A 21,939-nucleotide genomic window follows, 5' to 3' on the forward strand; every position below is an offset into this window, starting at 1 on the left:
TTGGTTTAGAAAGTGAACCTTAAGTTCACACCATACCTTTTGGTAGGTGGCACTCCCAATTGATCATAACCAAGGTTATTGGCTCCTGCTGTACTTACTTCAGGGTCATACCTCATAGCCGCCGGTGTATTTGGGGCTTTGTACCAAAGGTTCCTTCCACTCATGGAGATAAATGCACTTCCAAATGGGGTTTTTGACAACAATTCTCTTGGGAACATATACCCTAGGGAAATTTCCCTTAACCTCACTACAGTAGCATCAAAGATTGCAGCCTCCTGCACATATCCTGCTGAAGGCCCACTTGGACCAAATCCACTTCCGAAGAAGTAATCATTGTAATTCAAGGCAGTATTATTGGGGATTTTGTTTCCATCCTCATCTAAAAGTGGGGTTCTGGTATTGATATTTCCCAAGTATCCGCTTCCAATTCTGAAGGAATCCCTGTCTTCTGTATCTCTCAAAACACCTCTTGCATAGGTCTCACCAATGGTAGTAGAGAGAATATCTCCACCCGATTTCATATCAAATAGCACATCAAGAGTGATTCCACGGTAGGAGAAGGTATTATTTAAACCTGCGAAGAAATCCGGATTTGGATCTCCGATAGGACCGCTTGTTGTTGCAAGGATCGGCTTTGCTGTCTGTGGATTGACAAGGATGCTTCCTTCATCATCTCTGGCAAATCTAGTCCCGAAAATCATCCCGTAAGGCAAACCTTCTATATGGACATTTCCTCCATAAGTCAGCTGCGCAAAACCACCAAGGTTCTCCACTTTATTTCTGTTTCTAGTAAAGTTGGCATTGATGGACCAGTTAAATCCCCTGTCTGACACAAATGGATTGGCTGTCAATCCGATTTCAATACCCTTATTGGAAGTTTCTCCAAGGTTAATAATCCTGGTAAGGAACCCTGAGGAAGGTGCCGCATTTACCACAAAGATCTGGGAAGTACTTTCTTTGGCATAGTAAGTCAAATCTAAAGTGAATAGATTTTGGAAAAATCTTAATTCTGTACCCACTTCAAATTCTGTTATGAACTCCGGCTTTAAAGCACTATTTGCAAAGCTGTTGGAGATGGTTTGTGTACTGATGCCGGAGTTGGTAGCATTGCTAAATGGAGAGTCAATTCCTCCGAAAGAAGCATTGGCGTTGAATACATTTACAGTCTGGTAAGGAGAAGCTTCATTACCGACTTTGGTATAACCTGCCCTGATCGTTCCAAAATTCAGAACAGAACTATTCATTTTCAATGCTTCTGTAAATACAAGTGACCCATTGACACCACCATACAGGTAACTTCTGTTTTCTGCAGGCAGGGTAGAGGACACATCATTTCTTCCTACAAAATTGAGCGAAGCATAATTTTTATAATCAAAAGTCACATCACCAAAAAAGGCGTAAAACCTTTGCTTGATCAAAGTCTGGTTGTTTGGAATATTACCAAGTGTGATCGTGGTAGTATTTCTGATGTCATTCAATCCTGCCACAATAATTCCATCTCCTGAGAAAGCTGCTCTTCTAGTCAATCTTTGGTTGATATTGTTTCCAAGAATTACCCTGACTTTCAGATCATCATTTATTTTGGTGTTGATGGTAGCCAAAAGAACGTTATCCAATTCTTCCCGGTAGATATTGTCTGTGTTGATGGTACCGTTAGCATAGACACTTGATCCTTTTCCCAAAACACTGAGTCTGTTGTCCGTAAAGCTGTTGAATCCAAAAGTATTCTGGACAGTCAGCCAGGGGGTGATTTCTTTGCCCAATACAAAACTTCCAAAAGTTCTGTCTACTTCACTTGTGGCAGGACTGTTCTTGACAGACCAATAAGGATTGTCCAATGCCCTATAATATACATTGGCTCCGGTTACGGGATTTTCAAATGGATAGCCGGTCAGGTCAAAGCTCGTCGGCATAAATAGCAAATTGCCCATAATAGATCCTGACCCACCAATCGGAGGGCTTGTCTGATTGGTTTTGACATAATTCAATGTTCCCCTTACAAAGAAGCCATTGTCAAGTTTGGCGTTTCCACCGACATTGAAGGAAGTTCTAGTGATGCTGTTACCAGGAACTACACCATCATTGCTCGTCCGCGTAAACCCTGCAATCAAACTTGTTTTTTCACCGCCACCACTGACCATGATGGAGTTTTCAAAGAGATTTCCTCTCCTGAAGAAATTTTCGACATTTTCTTTCATGTAAGACCTATAAGGTACTTCTACAGGAGTGATTCCATTAGCCTCGTAAAACTGAGGAAACTGAGAGGCAGGATTGGTAGTCAATGCCAAAGGGTGGGGGATAGTCGCGCGGCTGGAATAAGGAGAGCCGTATGAACCGAAGACACCCGCCCTGTAATCACCATTGGTTCCCTGACCATATTTATCTTGAAAGTCAGGTATACCTGAGAGCCTTTCATTGGAATAGGAGCTGTTGTAGGTAATCTCCATTCCTTTCCGTCCTTTTCGAGAGCCTGTTTTGGTAGTGATGATGATTGCGCCATTTGCTGCTCTAGACCCATAAAGTGCAGAGGCCGCGGCACCTTTCAATACCGTGAGACTTTCGATGTTGTTGGGATCAATATCAAATGCCCTGCTGGATGTAGATTGGCTGCTTTGTGTTTGGTTGGTTCCGGCTGATTCAAAAGAAGAATTGTCAAAAGGCACACCATCCACAACAAAAAGCGGTTGATTGTTATTGCCAAGTGATGAATTACCTCGGATGGTGATGTTGGTAGCACCACCAGCCACACCACCTGCGCCTTGGATGTTGACTCCGGCTATTTTGCCTGTCAATGCCCTTACAGGATCGGGTTCATTCCTTTGGCTAATTTTCTCGTTGTCTAGGGAAGATACAGAATAACCCAAGGTGTTGGTATTTCTTTCGATACCTGCCGCAGTGATAACGACCTCCGAGAGTTGGAAACTCTCTGTTAGCCTTACAGTGATTTCACTTTGATTGGATACATTCACTTCGGTCTTTTCATAACCGATGTAAGAGATAACGAGAATGTTCTCGGTTGGCTCCAATTGGATCGTAAAAATCCCGTCCAGATCAGATACTGCTCCTTTGGTAGTGCCTTTGATCACAATGTTTGCACCGGGTATAGGCATGCCTGCCGCATCCAGTACTGTCCCTTTGACCAGCTTTTGCTGGGCAAAAACGTTGCCTTGGATACCGAACAGGCAAATCAGGGTGAAAATCATCAAATATCTCCAAGATAATATTGGGATACGATTTTTGGTAAATGTTTCTTTCATAAGCTTTAATAGATTAGAAATGAGAAATAAAATGCCACCATCATCCCAAATAAAGTTGGGTGATCAGGTTACTATAAAATAGGTTATAAGGGTTTTTGTAAAAGTGGCTAGTCTAATTCCATTTGCAAATGGAAATGGTCAGGATATTCTGTGGTGTCGACTGATTAAAAATATGCCTAATAAAAATAGCACAGCCCCCGTTTGAGTAAAAATATCCCAATGTTTATAGCAGGTAGAATTTGGGAAGGATGAATGGAAAAAATATGGTTTGAGTTTTAGACTAGCTATATAATCCTAAAATTGTATCTCATTGTTAAAAAATGGTTTCTAATTTTGCATATTTCAACAAAATTTTTGTAATATTTTTCAAAACTGGTTTTTTGGTAAATAAAACAAAATGGAAAAATGTCTACCCGTTAATTAGACTCCTCGTCCTTGTACCTCTCGGCATAATCCTTCTCATCCATCCCTTTGCTGAACCTTCTGAGATTATAGGTAAAACTCAACATCACATAACGCTGAAGCACATTGGACTGAATATCTTCAATAAACGTTTCCGTGATATTCCTCCTCACATTGGCATTTTCACCCAGCAAGTCATAAACCATCAGGCTGATTTCACCGCGTTGATTGTTGAAGATTTTTTTGCCCAAACTCATATTGATCAGGGAAAAATTGGTATCAAATCCCTGTGACAATCCGGAATTGATCTGATGGTTCAAGTCAAGCCGGTAAATAATTCCTTCCCAAATGATCCAATTGAAGTTGACCCTAAACCTTTGTTGGAAAAATTTACCATCCAAGCTGGAGTTAAGGGTGTTGTTTACTTCATTGAAAGAGGACCTGGACCAAATGTTAAAATCGATCTGATCACTGATATTGCTGCTTAGGGAAAATCCGGTACTCAACCTCTTCGAATTGTTAAACCCGATTTGATCATTGACCTGACCGGGTCTTTGGGTAAATCCAAGCCCAGCATTGATATTGAAGTTGGACTTGATAAATCCAAAAGGCATTCCATAGCTAAACCATGACCTAAAATCCTTAAAGCCGTCTAAGTTCACCGGTTTGTTCAACTGCGACCCGGTTTCCAAAATGATCCCGTCCTGAATTTCTGTAGGTTCGCTGGCAATCAGGGTACTGTTGGAAATGAAATTGTCGACAAACCTTGACTGGGCAAAAATATTCCAGTTTTTATCCGTGTCGGGATTGTTGCTCTTAAACCTCAGCCTGAGTTCATTGGTAAAAGACTGGTCCAAATCAGGATTACCGGTTCTTAGCTGCAAAGGATTGGTGTTGTCAATCACTTGCTGAAGCTGGCCGATCTGCGGTTCATTGGTATAAGTATCGTAATCCAATTGCAGGTTGGTATTGGTGGAAAATTTGTACTCCATCCTCACCGTAGGGGTGAAATTCTGAAAAGTCTTGTTCAACACATCCGGATTGGGAAAGAATTGGTCGTTTTTTAACCTGGCATCCTGGTACTCCAATTCAGTCTGTAATTTATATTTTTCAGAGGTAAACTGATACCCGAATTCCAATTCCTGGGTCAGGTATTTACTTTGAAAAGTATTACTCAATGCCGTATCCAAAGAAAGCGTGCCATTTTCAAAATCCCCGTTTTCAACATTGAAAGTAAGTTTGTCGGAGTCGTTGAACCTGTTTCCGATTTGGTATTCCACTTCCATCTGACCTCTTTGCCCCAAAGGCTCGGTGTAAGAAATGCGGCTTTGCCAAAAATCGCCTGTCCTTTGTCGCGTGGTGCGTTGGTCTATGACCTCCTCACGGTTTCCGCTTTCCTCATAGAAAGTATTTTCTGCCTTACGGTCGGATTCGTCTTCATTCCATCCTTTGGAAAAATTGGTCCTGAAGATGACCGTCCTGCCCGGTTTGTCAAACTTGTGGCTGTAAAGCAGTCGGTTGAAAAGGTCAAAATCCTGGTAGGAGCCTGTTTTGAGGTTTCTGACCGAATTGATCAGGTCCACGCCATTGTCAGTTTCTCCGATAAATCCTGAATTTTCAGTTTCATACCTGGCCGAAAACCTAGGGATATAAAGAATCCGGTTTTTCTCGTCAATGTTATATTCCAATCGGAGATTGGCCTGATGTTGGTTATTGACGCGGACATCCGTACTTTTTTCCCTGTAAAATTTATCTGAGTCATCTGTGGTCACAAAATCCCTGAACCGGTCAACAATACCCACATTTTTCCTTTTGGTAAAAACATAACTTCCTGTCACTTTGATTTTGTCCATCCACAGGTCGGTATAATTCAGGCCAAGGATATTGGTGGTAATTACCCCTTGCTGCGGATTGGTGTTGTCCTGTGCAGTAGGGTCGCTGGAGTAATCGAGGATATTCACATTATTGGCCAATCCTGTAAAAGTGATCCTTCTTTCTTCATCAAATGAATTGATGCTGGCACCTACCAAATACCTCTCATCGGTTCCGTATCCGGCTGTTGTTTTCCCAAATTGCCCTTTTCGCCTGCTTGCTTTGGTAATGATATTGATGGTTTTGAGCCTTTCCCCATCATCAAACCCACTCAATTGGGATTTTTCGCTCTTTTGGTCAAATACCTCAATACTTTGGATGACCTCAGCCGGTAGGTTTTGAAGGGCAGTCTTGACATCCGTACCAAAAAACGGTTTGCCATCAACGAGTATCTGTGAGATATTTTCTCCCTGTGCCATGAGAATTCCTCCTTCAGAACTCACTCCCGGCAATTTTTCTATCAAAGTCTGCGCACTTGCATCCTTCATGGTTTTGAAAGCATCCGCATTGAATAGGGTAGTGTCGCCTTTTTGGGTTCCTGTCGAGCGCCTTGCTTCTATCACCACCTCATTGAGGTCAGTAGCCACTTCACTCACCGAGATCACTCCCAAGTCAAGATTGGCATTCAGTTCCAACGTTTTCAAAAAATCCCTGAATCCCAAATACTGCACTTTGAGGATATATTCTCCCTGCCTAATCCCTGTAAAAGCAAAATTCCCGTCAATGTCAGTAATTGTTCCCGTCACTTGGGAGGAGTCATTGAGCGACAAAATAAGCACATTGACAAAAGGAAGGGCCTCCTGCTTTCCTTCTACCGTGACCATGCCTTTGATATTAAATGACTGAGAAAATCCCTGAAAGGCAATCAAACCAAAAATAAAAACTGATAATAAATACTTCATGAAAACGGTAATTTGAAACTTATAGAAATCAGGTGGACAAAAACAGGTACTTGATACCTCTTTCCAACAAACTTATGTAGGAGAGGTTCTGAAAGGAAGGCATTATTTGCTGAGTGGCTGATTTACCCGAAAAACCGCCCCAGGCTTTATATGGGAAAAATAATTTTCAAGGCCGATTCCCCCTTAGGAAGGGCCTTGAAATTTAAAGAATAAGGATAATTTAAGCCATGGTTAGGTAGCTTGTTGTCGATAGTTTATAGTCCATAGTCGATGGTAAGTTGTCCATAGTTTATAGTCTATGGTCCATTACCTAGGATCTGCGGTCTTTGTAGACAGGCTAGCTTTTTTCTTTTATGTGCTAACAGTGAACTTTCGACCGTATCGACTGTCGTCCGTGGACTGTGGACTGTGGACTTTCGACTGTATCGACTGTCGTCTGTGGACTGTGGACTGTGGACAATCGACTCCTAAATAAAAACACAATCCTCCGGCTTGATGACAAACGTGGCATTTTCCACCAAGGCAGCCTCACTGTCTCTCCTCCTATGAAGTCCGGCACTTTGTTGGGCCGACCAAAGTCTTTTCATATTCCTGATTTCTGCTGCAATAGAAGGCAATTTTCCAGATGCAATGTGTTGTACAAGGTTCCGCATCTCCAACCTCCTGTCTTCCATAGCCAAACTGTCGCCCCTGTTGTACACCAAAGAAACAATGGCCCCTTGGACATCAGGTGGAAGTTTTTCTAATCCGGGATATATCTTTCTTGATTTCTTTGCCCAAATCGGCATGGACTTGGTGTAAAAAACTGTTATGGCAGTGTCCCAAGGTATGGAGACGTTTTTGACCATGTCGGTCAAAGCATTTTTGGCATTGACCTTCGTTTTGCCCACCACCCCCAAAAGGATATTGAAATCGGATTGGGGGAGGAATTCCTTCCAATCATAGGAAAAAGTGGAAGCGTTGACATAGCCCAAATCGTATCCGATCCCGATGGTGATGCCACTGTACTCGCCCGGCAGAATCGGACTTTTGTACTTCCTTTCATAAATGGCTTTGGAAGAAACCTCAAAGGCTACGATGACATCCAATGACCTTTTGGAGGCAATCAAACTCGCACCCGAAGGAATGGGAGGGAGAGTTTGGCTGTAAAGCATTTCCAATCGTGAAAGGGTATTGGTACCGACAATCCCGTCGACATCATTTCCCTTAAATCCCAAAAACCTTTGGACAGATTTTTTTCTTTCCGTAAAATCAGCTGTTAGGGGCACTTGGATGCCAAGGCTATTCAATATGGAATTGGTAGTGACCAAATCAAAAACACCTGTTTCTGTGGTGCCAAGGGTTTTTTGAAGATTCTGAATTCTCTTTTGGAATAGGTTCATAATTGTTTTTTGTTGGGTTAAAAATTTAAAAGAAAAGTAAAATGCGTGTGTCTGAATGGATTCCGGACTAAAGTTTTTGGGTAAATTCTCGCCAAGCATCCTTTCGGGTCTTTAACATATTCAATTGTTCAGAAAGGGAAAATACATTGGTCTCCCCGTCATCCTGAAGGAGGTACTGCCTGTCTCGTTTTCTTCGGGAACTGAAGGATCTCATTTACTTTATGTGAGACCCTTCACTTCACTCAGGGCGATGCCCCAAAATCTGTCCAGGCTAAACTTCGCCAACTAAGATACTGACCTTCAGTGATATATTGGAAAGAATTACAGAATTAAAAAATTTAAAAGAAATTCAGCTTTTTAAGGAAATAGGTAAATTAAACACCGATTTTTTTTCCGACGAAGCCAGAAGAATTGTAATTTAAAATGAAATGTAAATGAAGGGTATGGTAAATTAAATCAAAAAAGACCAAACATGAATTCGGTAAATCTTATGCAAGGATATTTAAATTATAATTTTGAATATTGTATTTATTTGTAAGAGAAATGTTTAAATCCTAAGATGAGTAGTTCACAATTCAAAATATTTATTGTTGAAGATGACCCTTGGTATGGGCAAATACTTCAGCATCATTTGGGCATGAATCCTGACTATGACCTGGAGCTTTTTGCCAGTGGTAAGGATTTGCTGAACAACCTATATAAGAAGCCCGATTTGATCTGTATGGATTTTGGTTTGCCTGATATGGGCGGTGATCGGCTTCTCAAGGAAATTCATGCCCGCAACAAACACATTCCACTGATTGTCATCAGCGCCCAAGAGGAAATCAGCGTGGCGGTGGAACTCCTCAAAGCAGGCGCCAAGGATTACATCATCAAAGATGACCATACCAAGGAACAACTTTGGAAGTCGATCCTTCATATCCGTGAAAACATCCACCTGCGTCAGGAAGTGGAAGTACTGAAAGAGCAACTCGGACAGAAATTCAGCTTCGAAAACACCATTATTGGCCAGAGCGATGCTATAAAGAGAACCTTCAATCTCCTCCAAAAAGCGGTAAACACCAATATCAATGTGTCCCTTACCGGGGAGACAGGTACGGGAAAAGAAGTTTATGCCAAGGCGATACATTTCAACAGTGAAAGAAAAAAGAAACCATTTGTGGCTATCAATATGGGGGCTATTCCCAAAGAACTGGCGGAAAGTGAACTCTTTGGACATGAAAAAGGCGCATTTACCGGAGCTTCAGGAATCAAAACCGGAAAGTTTGAAGAGGCACAGGGAGGAACACTTTTCCTTGATGAAATCGGAGAACTTGACATTTCGCTCCAAAGCAAGCTTCTAAGAGTCATCCAAGAGCGTGAAATCGTGCGTGTAGGAGGGAATAAACCCATAAAAGTAGATATTCGGCTGATTACTGCAACCCATAAAAATCTGGCTGAAGAAGTGAAACAGGGACGTTTTAGGGAAGATTTGTTTTTCCGGATAGTGGGCCTCCCGATCGAGCTGCCACCGCTTCGAAATAGAGACAACGATGTGATCATTTTGGCAAAACATTTTATAGAAGAATTTGCCAAAACCAACAGGACCAAAGCATTGCAGCTAAGCGATACCGCCAAAACCAAATTGAGAAAATATGCATGGCCCGGCAATGTCAGGGAACTCAAGGCTGTCATGGATCTCGCCTGTGTCATGGCAGATACCGCGGAGATCAAAGCAGAGGACCTGACCTTTTATGAAATAGGGGAAAACAAAGCCTATTCTTCAGAAGAAAAGACGCTAAAAGCCTTCGAAGTGGAAATTATTGCACATTTTCTAAAAAAGTATGAAGACAATGTTGTCCTAGTGGCCGATAAATTGGACATTGGCAAATCCAAAATCTACAACATGTTGAAAAGTGGGGAAATCAAATCTAATTAATCAATTATGTACGGTATCGTAAACAAATCCATCGAAGAGCTAGTAGTTCACAACTTTGGAGCTGAAAAATGGGAAGAAATTAAGACAAAGAGCAACCTTGATATCGAATACTTTATCAGCAATGAGAGTTATGATGATGAGGTTACTTTTGTATTGGCACAAACCATCGCCGAAAATTTAAATATACCCTTGTCAGAAGTATTGAAATCCTTTGGTGAATGGTGGATACTTCATACGGGAAAAAATCACTATGGCTACCTATTGGAAAGTGGAGGGGAGAATTTCAGGTCCTTTCTGCTTAACCTTCCCGCATTTCACAATAGGGTGATGATGATGTACCCTAAATTAATGCCACCAGAATTCCAAGTTTCACATGTAGAGGAAAATTCAGTTCATTTACATTATTTGTCCAAAAGAAAGGGGTTGACTGACTTTGTATATGGACTTATGTCCGGCTTGGGAAAGTTTTTTGCTACAGAGGTATTTACAACACATATTACATCTGTCCAAGGCGAAAATACTCATGAAATAATTAAGGTAGAATGGAAGTAAGAGGATCAACCGATCTAAATTTTTTATTGGAAATATTTCCATTTGCATTAGTGGTTGACAAATCATGTCATGTAATTAATTCAGGTAAAAGCCTGATAAAAATTACCGGGGATATTCAATCAACTTCTTTTTTCAACAATTTTGAAATCCAAAGACCCTACTTAAAAGATAAAAACTTTGAAGCATTTAAAAGTCTGAATAATGAGATACTTTTTTTAAAACACATTGGAAGCGGGCTAGTCTTCAGGGGAAATATTAGGTCGAATAAAGGTGATACATCTTTAATATTCCTAATCAGTTTGATGGTGATGGATATAGAAATATTGAAGCCTTTCAAAATCACCTTTTCAGATTTTGCCGCACACGATCCTACATTTGACTTCTTGCATCAAGCCAAACAATCCCAAATCAACGAAGGAGAGTTGAAGGAATTAATCTCAAGATTTAATAAGCAATCACTCGAATTAAGAAGATCGAATACAGAGTTGTCCGAAACCAAATTCAGGCTGCAAAGCATTTTCAATGAGATGACTAATGTGGTCTACTCGGCAAGTTATCCTGAACTTCAGATGTTGTTTGTTACACCATCAGTTGAATCATTGTACGAAATGACGATTGATCAATGGATGACAGATTCTGATTTATTAAAGAAGGTCGTTCATCCGGATGACATTGGAGTTATTTATGAAGTTTTTTCTTTATTGAAAAAAAATGGGTTTTACGAGGTAGAACACAGAATTCTCACTCCTTCCGGAAAAGTTAAGTATGTTCTTAACAAGGGGAAGTTGGTTTATGAAGGAAACAGTCATCCTGTCCGCATTGACGGAGTAATTATGGATCGCACTACCATACATTTCTCCCAAGAAACTCTTGCCCAAGAATTGAGGCTTCAAGAGACTCTTATTGACATTGCCTCTACGTATATCAACCTCGACACCAAGGACGTAGAAAACACCATCAACCGCTCACTTGAAAAAATGGGCCTATTTGTTTCGGCTGATAGGGCCTACATTTTTGATTATGATTTTGTAAAGGAAACTACGACCAATACCTATGAGTGGTGTAATACAGGAATAAAACCCGAAATAGAGAATCTCAAGGAAACTCCCTTAGAATTTATCCCTCAATGGGTTAATTGTCATCAGAAAAACGAGGCTTTCTATATACCTGATATCCAAGAATTGGAAGATGATGGAGAAGGAGGTCTGAGATCTATACTCGAGCCTCAGGGTATCAAAAGCCTGATAGCAATCCCCATGTTGGATGGGAATGAGTTGGTTGGCTTTGTTGGCTTTGATTCTGTAAATGAATACCACCACTACAGCGAAAAAGAAAAGCGGTTATTGTTTCTTTTTGGCCAAATGCTGATCAATATTCGAAACCGCCAAAAGTGGGAAAATAAACTCAATCTTCAGGAGGAAAAATATAGGAACATCATTACCAATATGAATCTTGGTTTATTGGAAGTCGACTTGGAGGATGTGATCGTCTTTGCCAACCAGAGTTTTTGTGAAATTTCAGGATACAAACTTGAAGAGCTGAAGGGCAAAAAAGCAGCTGATTTGTTTTTGAAGGAAGAAGATAGACCAAAAGTCAAGGACAAAAATGACCAAAGAAAAAAATCCATTTCTGACAGTTATGAAATTGAGATTCTGGATAAATATGGAAAACCCCATTGGTGGTTTGTAAGCGGTGCTCCTAATTACAATGATAAAGGTCAAATGATTGGAAGTATCGGGATTCATTTGGACATTACCGAACAAAAGAGGCTGGAACAGGAATTGGCAAAGGCCAAAAACTTCGCAGAATCTGCTGCAAAAGCAAAGGAACTGTTCTTGGCAAACATGAGCCATGAAATCCGGACTCCCTTGAATGTCATCATTGGTATGATACGTCAATTGAGTAAGGGAAACCTTAACACAGACCAACACTTTTATGTCAAACAATCAGAAAGTTCGGCCAAACACCTGCTGACCATTCTCAATAATGTGCTCGATATCGCAAAAATAGAATCAGGCGATATGGAAATCATGAAGGAGCCGTTCAGTCCCAGTGCGCTTGCGTATAACGTGCATTCTATGATGTTCTCTCAGGCAAAGGAAAAAAATCTTGAATTTAAAATAAATGTAAGCCCTAACATCAAATCAGCCCTTATAGGAGATGAAACACGGCTAAGACAAGTCCTGATCAACCTGATTGGAAATTCAGTAAAATTTACTGACAAAGGCCAAATTACTTTATCCATAAATCTAGTCGGTGAAACCGATAATACACAAATATTGGAATTCAAAGTATCTGATACAGGCATTGGTATGTCTCAGGATTTTATATCCAAGATTTTTGACAAATTTTCCCAAGAACAAAACACTGCAAATAGGAAATATGAAGGTACCGGACTTGGAATGGCCATATCCAAAGATCTTATTCAATTAATGGGGGGAAAGATGGAGGTGCAAAGCGAGAAAGAGAGAGGTACCACATGCAGTTTCATCCTTAAGATGCCTATTGGTCTGAGTGAAAATCTTACTGTCAAAGGCAGGGAAATTTCGCCCAATTTGTTCAAAGGCTTTAAGACCTTATTGGTGGAGGACAATGAAATGAATAGATTTATTGCCATGCAAAGCCTTGATTTTTTGGGATTTGAAACCTTTGAGGCTGAAAACGGGCAGAGGGCTATAGAGATGCTCTGTAACAATTCTTTTGATCTCATTCTGATGGATATTCAAATGCCGGTAATGGACGGCGTGGAGGCCACTGTTTTTATTCGTGAAAAACTTAAAATAAATACACCGATAATTGCACTGACGGCCAACGCTTTTAAACAAGATATTGACTTGTATTTAAGCAAAGGAATGAATGATTTTGTCACCAAACCCTACGATGAACAAGAATTTTTTAGAAAAATAGAACATGTGCTAAGCCTTCATTTACAACAATCTTTGAATGATGAAAATAAGGGTAAGTCGGATGTGTCTAAATTGGAAATTGAAAAAAGAGATCCTCTATATGACCTGAATCAACTCAAATTGATTAGCAGGGACAATGACGAATTTGTGAAAAAAATGATCAAAATCTTTGTTTCAATTTCAAGAGAAAACTGTGAAATACTCCAAAAAGCACTGGTAAATGAAGATATTGAAACCATGAACAAAACAGCCCACAAAATCAAACCCAGTATCGATCAGATGGGCATCATATCTCTCAAGGAAACGGTGAGGAAAGTGGAAAAGTACGACCTTTCCAACGGTACTGAAAAGGAACTCCATTCACTCGTTCAGCAGCTGATCTCCACGCTTCTCGACGTCGCTGATGTCTTGGAAGAAAATGAGGATCTTTCCTAAATACAGAATTTTTTTCCAAAATATGGAAAATACAATGACTGAGCACTTTTTTAAACTATCTGAAAATCAATGATTTGATTCACTTTTTTTGATAAGGAACGGCATTTGATCCGACGGAGGGAAACACCAACGTCATGAAATACTTCTACTTCTTTTTATTATTCATTTCACTTTCTGTCCCGGTTCTTGGGCAAAGTGAACCCTCTACTTATTTCAATATATATGTCCCACCAAACAATGAGGCTGTTCAGCGCAATGTGGCCCTCATCCTCACAGCTGTAAGTGATAGCACATTATTTTCCATTTTGGACGATGATATGGACGGTGACAGTGATGATAGTGTAAGTGGAATGCTGATGTCAGGTCAGTCTTACATATTGTATATCAAAGACAACGGAGTCAATGATGATGCGCTTTATGCTTCAGGAGGGACTTTGGCAAGTAATGGTGATTACTATATAATCAATTCTGATAAATTAATTTATGCATCTATGTCTACAGACAGTGATTGGCAGCATGATTTTGTGCCTTCTGTCAATAAAAAAACGGTAGGCCAAAAGTTTTTTGTGTATTCTCCCAAAGTAAGCAATTCCCCCCGGGATTTAAATGTGTTTGCTTACCAGGAGAATACCACCATATCTATTTTCAAAATTTCCTCATCGCCTACAACACAGACCGGATATACAAATATTGATTTGGCTGAAAAGCAACTTGTGGTTCAAAAAACAATCAGCCCGGGTCAAGACATCATCCATTACTCTCCTGATGGTAGAGACATCATGCAATCAGGCGGAACATATTTGATAGAATCCAATAAGGACATCAGTGTCCAATATGGAGCCCTTTGGGGCAATGCCCGAGATGGAGGTGCTTATGTCCCGTCTTCCAATGGCAGTGGTTCAGGAGAGCTGTTTTACTTTGCCGTTCCTTATCAATCCGGTGGTGAGCAAGAGATAAGGATTGCTTCATGGGACAATGCCAATGAAGTGGTCCTCAGCCGCTACCAAAACGGAACCTGGATTACCATGAATAATTGGACTCTCAATGAATTACAGCCTGCAGATTGGGTAGGTAAGCAAAATGGGAATGTCACATTTCCAACAGTTTTTAGAGTGACCTGTTCACCCGGTAAGCGGGTATCCGTTATGGAAGCCAATTGGATGGAAACAGGTTCTACCAATACATCGGACATGTCCACCATGCTGTCTTCCGAGGCTGGTACTTCCTCGGGAAAAAGATTTCTTGCTTACATGCTTCCTCCAAGCCGGCAAAATAATGTCATCAATCCTTTTACAAAACAATTATTCCAAGGTAGTATTTCACATTTTTATCTTTTTGCAGGAAATAAAAACACCTCAGTCACCATCAAGGATGCCAAAACCAAAGGACAGGTATTGAACAAAACATATCAGATAGAGGCAGGAAGGTATGCGGATGCATTTTTCACAATGGACGAATGGAAAAGTGTATACAATGGTACAGGAACTCCTGTAGGCCCGGACAGACCATATGTAATCATTGAATCCACAGAAAGAATCGCTATACTTTCTACCAACTTCAACGACAATTGGATGAATTATTTTGGAACTTCTCTTCCTCAAAGTTTCACCCAATCAGGAAGCCTAAGTAATACTGAAGCCAATCCCGGACAAGAGGTAACAATGATTTCGACAATTGAAATTGGTGGTAATCAAGTAGTGGAAAATGCGACAATTGAGGTAAAGTTTGCATCAGGGTTGATTCCGTTGGAGAGTAGCCTGAAAAAAAACGATCAGATAGTGGAAGAAGGTGTCATTTCATCAACTTCGGAGGGAAGTACTATTACATTTTCCCCTTTGACTTCAATTTCAAGCAATGACAATTACTCCGTAGAAACCACACTCTTGGTGGCGTCTACATACAATGATGGTTCATCCATAACCAATGAAACTGTCTTAAGTGTTGAAACAGTAGTTTCCGGAACGGTAGAAGGGGAATTCCAACAGTCCTATCTGACGCAGGGTATCCAAAACAATGCTTCAAATACCAGTAATCTATTTTATTCAGCTTGCCAGATTGCCACCATAGCGAGCAGTGCCAACAATAGCTGGAACCCATCTTGGGCAGACTATAACAATGACGGGCATGAAGACCTTTTTATAGCAACAAAAGATGTTTCTGCTAACAATGAACTGTACCGAAACAACGGGAACGGTACCTTCACCAAAATCACCAACCATCCACTTGTGAATGAAAAAACCAATACCGTAGCCGCAGTCTGGGCAGATATCAACAATGATGGACGAAATGATGTCTTGCTGGTCAATGCAACCCAACATAAGAGCAAGCTATTTCTCAATAATGGGAACGGTAATTTTTCCGAATTAAAAAACTCCGGAATAGATCCCGATCCACAGTATTTTCATGGTGCAGCCTTTGCTGATTTTGACAATGACGGTTTCGTCGACCTGATCATGACCAATTTCTTTCAGACTCGTTTTCATCAGCTTTACCGCAATAATGGGAACAACAAATTCTCTTTAGTCACCAATACTCCTGTTACTTTAGAAAGCGAGCGGTCCATGGCACCGATCTTAGCTGACTACAACAATGACGGTCTGGTGGATATTTTTATTCCTAATGGCAATAACCGGCCTAATTCCCTTTTCAAAAACCTAGGCAACTTCCAGTTTGAAAAAGTAAAGGACAAAGCCATCGAGGCAGATGCAAAAAACAGTGTCGGGGCAGCATGGGGAGATTTTAACAATGATGGCTTTATAGATCTTCTCGTTACCAATGCTTCAGGCCAAAACAATGACCTGTACCAAAACAAGGGGAATGGTACGTTCGAAAAATTGGAAAACAGTATTGTCTCGTTGCAAGGTGGTGACAGCCACGGGGCTGCATGGTTTGACGTGAATAATGATGGAACTTTGGATCTCTTCATTACCAATGACAATGGACCATCCTTTTTGTACATCAATAATGGACAAGGGGGATTTACAAGAAAACTCGAGGAAATCATCTCAGGCAAGTTGGGAAATTCCTATGGGATAGCTATCGGAGATTATAACAAAGATGGACAACTTGATATGGCCGTATCCACCCATACTAATGGCAATACAAGGTTTTTCTGCCATAATGAGAATTCAAACAGATGGATAGGATTTCAATTACAAGGCGAATATTCCAACAAGCAAGCTTTAGGCGCTAGGGTAGCTATCAAATCAAATGGGCAGTGGCAGTACCGCCAAAATCTGCCTCTCAGTGGATTTGGTAGCCAAAGCACTCATTATGTGCATTTTGGGATAGGTGCCACTGAGACAGTGGACAGCGTCCAGGTGATTTGGCCGAGTGGAACCAAGCAAATAGTTTTCATATTTGGAATGAACCAATACAACATGGTCTTGGAAGAAGGAGGAAAAAAAATCTCCGGCGCAGTGTACCATGATCAAAATAAAAATGGAATCCAGGACGAAGACGAGAAGTTGGTCGCAAATATCCGGCTGAACTTCAATGATGGAAAAATCAACATGGCTTCCAATGACAATGGACAGTTTGAATTTTATACAAACGAGGAAAGCCTGAAGGCCACCCTCAACCAGCCGCAATGGACGATTAATCCAAAATTTGCCCAGTTCCAGGTTTTGGGTGGGCCTGAAGCCATTGAGATCAAACTTCCTGTAAATGCCGTCCAAATCGGCCATGACTTAAGTGTCCAAGTGGCTACGACTGCCTGGCGAAGAGGATTTACAAATGAAACCATTATGCAAATAAGTAATCTGGGTACTGAAAAAGCCGAAAATGTATTGGCCTATCTCAAGCTACCGGAGGAAGCATACCTCACGGGTGCAGATAAGGAATTTACTTCCCCATCACCCAAAACATACACTTGGGAATTAGGTACTTTGGATCCTGGATCTGTAAGGTCTATTCAAATAACCGATAGCATTGGCTTAGCTGCCCAAACAGGACAACTTTTGCTCCTTGAGGCTTATGTAGCGTCAAGTGGAAAAGATATCAATGAGGAAAATAATAAAATCTCAGAAGAGATTGAGGTAGTCGGGGCCATCGATCCCAACGACATCCTAGTAAGCCCCAAAGGAGATGGACCTGAAGGGTATATCCGAAAAAACCAATCGCTTAGCTACACCATCAGATTCGAAAACATGGGAACTTACAAAGCCACCTATGTCAGGATAGAAAACGAATTACCGGAATGGCTTGATCTCAATACCTTTGAATTGTCTTCTTCCAGCCATCCATTTACCTATTCGCTTTCTGCTGAAGGCAAGCTTGATGTATCTTACCGAAACATCGACCTTCCTCCTGCCATGTTGGATTCCATAGGTGCTCATGGCTACTTTAAATATACCATAAGACCAAAAACCAACATTCCTGAAGGCACGCAATTGCCCAACGATGCCAAAATATATTTTGACTTTGAAGATCCGATTGTGACCAACACGGTAATCAATACCATCAAATTCAGTGGAGAAACAGATGTCAAATCCCTGAAAATCTATCCCAATCCGGCAACAGACCGAGTCATGTTCAATATAGAGGAAGATCCTTTCCGGTTGACAGAGCCCCAATTGATTTCCTATTGGGAGATTTTGGATGCTACTGGAAAAATCTTTCAAAGTGGGAGAGAAGATCAGGTGCCTTCACTTCAGATTCAAGTGGGCTACTTACCAAAAGGTTTATATTTTATTAGAGCCTCAAATAGATCAGGAAAAACTTATTCAGGAAAGTTGCTTAAACAATAAAACCCCAATTTTTACTTTAAAAAGAGCCACCGATAGGTGGCTCTTTTTATTTCCATATTTTGGAAAATATTCAATTTTTGGAATAAAATCATTTACCATATTTTATATAAAACATTGATTATCAACATTATAATAATTCAGGAATAATATTGGCATAAAGTGATTCAACAAACAAAACAAAAAAATGACAACAATAAGTAAAAAAGTATTTGTAGTAGACGATGACAGATTTCATTTGGAAATCATGGAACAACTTCTGAAAAACAATGGCATAGAGGAAGTAACCCTTTTCGAAACTGGCATGGACTGTCTCGCGGAAATACATCAAAATCCCTACATCGTATTTTTGGACCATCAGATGGATGTGTATTCAGGATACGAGACACTCCGAAAAATCAAAAGATATAACCCCAATATTTTTGTGGTGATGGTATCCGGTCAAAGTGACATTCAAACCGCTGTGGATACCCTCAAGCATGGGGCGGTTGACTACCTACAGAAAGACGGAAACCTGGAAGTGAATATTCTGGCAGTGATCCAAAGGATTGAAGTAATCAAACAAAAGCTGAAAGACCGAAAGCCATCCGTCCTCAAATCCTTCCTGAACCTCGTTTAACTATGAAAAGGTTTTTAACCCTCGTATTTTTTGCTGCTTTGGGCTTGTCCTCTTGCAAAACCACCAACCTGTTTGTGGACAAAGAGGCTGGGAATGCTGTCGCGGATCTAGACAGTATCTTTTTGCCCGAGGGCAATTATGAGTACCATATCAGAAAAGATGACAAGATCACCGTCAGCATCTGGGGAGAGGACGACTTGAGTGTAGGTTCCACTTACGGGATTTATAATTCCAATGAAGTGTATGGCAAATGGCTGATGGTAGATGCACTAGGGAATATCGAAATTCCAAAAATCGGTTCGGTCAAAGTGGAAAACATGACTACCGGTCAACTCAAACAAGCCTTAGAAATCCGCTTTGGAGAATGGATCAAAAACCCAGTAGTGGACATCAAAATCCTAAACCGCGAAATCACGGTCTTAGGTGAAGTTCGAGATCCTCAGGTAATCAATGTGGACAAAGAGCGCAATACCCTTTTGGAAATGATCACCCGCTGCAAAGGATTGGAAAATTATGCCAATGCCAAAAACATCAAGGTCATGAGACAGGTAGGAGAGGACGTCTTTGTCGCCAATATCGACCTGACTGAAAATGGAGATTACCTCAGGAAAAACATCAACCTCTACCCTGGCGATGTAGTGGTCGTTCCTTCCAAGAAAAATAAAGAATTTGATAGAAGGGTTTCCATCATCATCCCTTTTGCCACAGCAATAACAGCCGCAGCCATCCTTTTTGGAGCATTATAATCCCTCAAAAACATGAACGATTCTTTGAATTTTGTCAAACCCTACCTGCGTGGCTGGCCTATCATCATCGGAGCAATGGTGCTCGCATTTTTGATAGCAAGCAGGTACCTGCAGTATGTAACTCCTATGTATGAAAGCACAGCTAAATTGCGTTTGGCGGATTTGACAGAGGGTGTTCCCAACAGTAACCTCTTCAAGGACCTGGATGTATTTGCCTCTACCCAAAAAATAAACGGAGAAATAGAATTGCTAAAATCTTATGCACTGATTTCCAAGGCATTGGAAAAAGTTCCTTTTGAAGTTCAGGTTTTCAGGTCAGGGAGCATCCGAAAGACAGAATTGTTCCAGGACAGCCCTGTTATCATTACTCCTTTGCAGTGGAATGAAAATCTCAAAGATGTCACCTTCCGCCTAAGCATTAGTGAAAACCAGGATTTGACCATCCGTGATGAAAAGAATAATGTGTATAGCGGCCATATTGGCGACACGGTGTTGATCGAAAATTCATTGGCGGTCATCCAGCTGAATGAAACATTGCTCAAAGAAAAGAATTACCTAAAAATCGCGGATGAGTATTTGTTCACAGTCAACAGTCTTTCAAAACAAATCAGTCAGATCAATGCGGGGATTGATATCATCGCAGTGGACAAGGATATTCCTGTCATCAGGATCAGCTTCAAGTCTTCCCATCCCGGTAAGGCAGCCATGTTTCCTAATGCCTTGGCAGAAGCGTATATCGAAGACTACATCGAAAATAAATACGGGGCGGCAAATGTCACGGTACAATTCCTGAACGAACGTATCGCCGAAATCAGCGAAAAACTGGTTGAATCTGAGGAAATGATTCTCAATTACCGCGACGTTAACAGCATCACCAATATCAAGCAGGAAACAGAAACCGATCTCCGGCAGATTTCCCAACTCAAAATCCAACAAACCAACCTGAAGATGAGTCTGGAGGCGATTAAGGATTTGGAAAAGTATGTCCAGTCAGGAAAGGAAAATTTTCTAGAACTGGCCCCGAATTTTGAGGCTTTTACTGACCTGCTTTCGACAGAAATCATCAAGAACATCAAACAGCTTCAGGCAGAAAAAAAGGATTTGCTCTTACAGTACACCGAAAAGGATGAAAAGGTCATCGTCGTGGATGCCAAAATCCAGGATTTGACCTCCTATCTCGCCGAAAGCATCACCAATACCCGCAAAAATCTCCAGACCAAATATGACAAGTTGAGTTTTGACATCTCAGAATCAGAGAAAGTCTTCATAGAAGTTCCTGAAAAAGAAAGAATGATGACCATCCTGAACCGTGAGTTTGAGATTTTCCAACAGTCATACAATTTCCTCAACCAAAAGAAAATCGAAGCTGAAATCGCCAAAGCCGCCAAGATAGCCTTTCACCGGATCATCACCCCCGCCTCAATAAGCAAAGAGCCTGTTTCGCCCAATCGCATCATCATCAAAGCCGTCTCCGCCATTCTCGGAATGTTTGGTGCCATGTCTTTGATATTTGTGGTGCACATGCTCAAAGGCAGGGTCAACGACCAGGCTTCGGTCGAATCCAACAGCATGATCCCGATAGCCGCAGCTGTTCCCAAACTTAAAAATGATAATGAAAAGGAAGACTTTTTCTTAAAAACCATCGCCCAATGGGAAGTAAAAGGTCTGCTGAACAACAACCAAATCAGTTGTTTTACCGGCTTTGACCATAAGCATGGAGTAAGTTTTATCGCCAAGGAAATGGCCAATGCAGCATGGAGACAAAGTAGAAAAGTGCTTTTGTTGGAGATCAGAAACCAGGATATTGAACCAGGTAGTGATTTCTATCAAGAGGAAATCATCAATAAGAATACCATTAAAGGAATCGTATCTGCGTCGCAATTAAAAACAGTAACTACAAAAGATTGGCAGGAATTCCTTCAGAAAAAAGCTTCGGAATATGACCAAACCATAATTATCAACACCGACTTTGGTCAACCATACACATTGGCCACCATGGCTGCTTCCGGTTTGAATATCGTGTGTTTGGATACTCGTCTTACACCCGCCAAATTGATAACAGAAGTGGATTTGATCAAAGAAGAATACAAGTTGCCCCAAGTCTTCCTTGCACTCAACCGAGCAGGGTATAACCCAAGCCTTATCAGGGAAAGTATTCAATTCATCCAAAAGGGGCTTAAAACCCTAAAAAGAAAAGGATAAT

10 protein-coding genes are annotated in these 21,939 nt (G+C 40.9%); 7 read left to right on the top strand and 3 right to left on the bottom strand.

Translation table 11 applies throughout. The features are described from left to right. Nucleotides 1-5: 5 nt before the first annotated feature. The 3 genes from MMU05_RS10930 to MMU05_RS10940 all read right to left on the bottom strand — a co-directional run bounded on the left by MMU05_RS10930 (nucleotide 6) and on the right by MMU05_RS10940 (nucleotide 7,815). Complete coding sequence (locus tag MMU05_RS10930; RefSeq protein WP_241141717.1) at nucleotides 6-3,257, bottom strand: SusC/RagA family TonB-linked outer membrane protein; 3,252 nt, start codon at nucleotides 3,255-3,257, stop codon at nucleotides 6-8. A gap of 416 nt (nucleotides 3,258-3,673) precedes the next feature. Beyond that, nucleotides 3,674-6,433 carry an outer membrane beta-barrel protein gene (locus MMU05_RS10935; RefSeq protein WP_241141718.1) on the bottom strand — a complete coding sequence of 920 codons (2,760 nt, stop codon included), beginning with the start codon at nucleotides 6,431-6,433 and terminating at the stop codon, nucleotides 3,674-3,676. 467 nt (nucleotides 6,434-6,900) lie between these two features. After that, complete coding sequence (locus MMU05_RS10940; RefSeq protein ID WP_241141719.1) at nucleotides 6,901-7,815, bottom strand: hypothetical protein; 915 nt, start codon at nucleotides 7,813-7,815, stop codon at nucleotides 6,901-6,903. A 559-nt stretch (nucleotides 7,816-8,374) separates the two neighbouring features. Between MMU05_RS10940 and MMU05_RS10945 the strand changes: the two genes are divergently transcribed. The 7 genes from MMU05_RS10945 (at nucleotide 8,375) to MMU05_RS10975 (ending at nucleotide 21,938) form a co-directional block, all read left to right on the top strand. Continuing rightward, nucleotides 8,375-9,733 carry a sigma-54-dependent transcriptional regulator gene (locus MMU05_RS10945; RefSeq protein WP_241141720.1) on the top strand — a complete coding sequence of 453 codons (1,359 nt, stop codon included), beginning with the start codon at nucleotides 8,375-8,377 and terminating at the stop codon, nucleotides 9,731-9,733. 6 nt (nucleotides 9,734-9,739) lie between these two features. Further along, nucleotides 9,740-10,285 (top strand): heme NO-binding domain-containing protein, encoded by a 546-nt coding sequence (locus MMU05_RS10950; protein WP_241141721.1) that lies wholly within the window; start codon nucleotides 9,740-9,742, stop codon nucleotides 10,283-10,285. After that, nucleotides 10,276-13,626: an ATP-binding protein gene (locus tag MMU05_RS10955; RefSeq protein ID WP_241141722.1), complete on the top strand. Its 3,351-nt coding sequence runs from the start codon at nucleotides 10,276-10,278 to the stop codon at nucleotides 13,624-13,626. The genes MMU05_RS10950 and MMU05_RS10955 overlap by 10 nt, the downstream gene beginning before the upstream one ends. A gap of 134 nt (nucleotides 13,627-13,760) precedes the next feature. After that, nucleotides 13,761-18,374, top strand: coding sequence for an FG-GAP-like repeat-containing protein (locus tag MMU05_RS10960; protein ID WP_241141723.1), 4,614 nt, complete (start codon nucleotides 13,761-13,763; stop codon nucleotides 18,372-18,374). Nucleotides 18,375-18,558: 184 nt separating this feature from the next. Beyond that, a complete protein-coding gene (locus tag MMU05_RS10965; protein WP_241141724.1) occupies nucleotides 18,559-18,990 on the top strand; it encodes a response regulator in 432 nt (143 codons plus the stop codon). A 2-nt stretch (nucleotides 18,991-18,992) separates the two neighbouring features. Continuing rightward, nucleotides 18,993-19,736 (top strand): polysaccharide biosynthesis/export family protein, encoded by a 744-nt coding sequence (locus MMU05_RS10970; RefSeq protein ID WP_241141725.1) that lies wholly within the window; start codon nucleotides 18,993-18,995, stop codon nucleotides 19,734-19,736. 12 nt (nucleotides 19,737-19,748) lie between these two features. Continuing rightward, a complete protein-coding gene (locus MMU05_RS10975; RefSeq protein ID WP_241141726.1) occupies nucleotides 19,749-21,938 on the top strand; it encodes a GumC family protein in 2,190 nt (729 codons plus the stop codon). Nucleotide 21,939 lies beyond the last annotated feature (1 nt).

The sequence above is a fragment of the Cognataquiflexum rubidum genome (genome assembly GCF_022538115.1).
Lineage (GTDB): Bacteria > Bacteroidota > Bacteroidia > Cytophagales > Cyclobacteriaceae > Cognataquiflexum > Cognataquiflexum rubidum.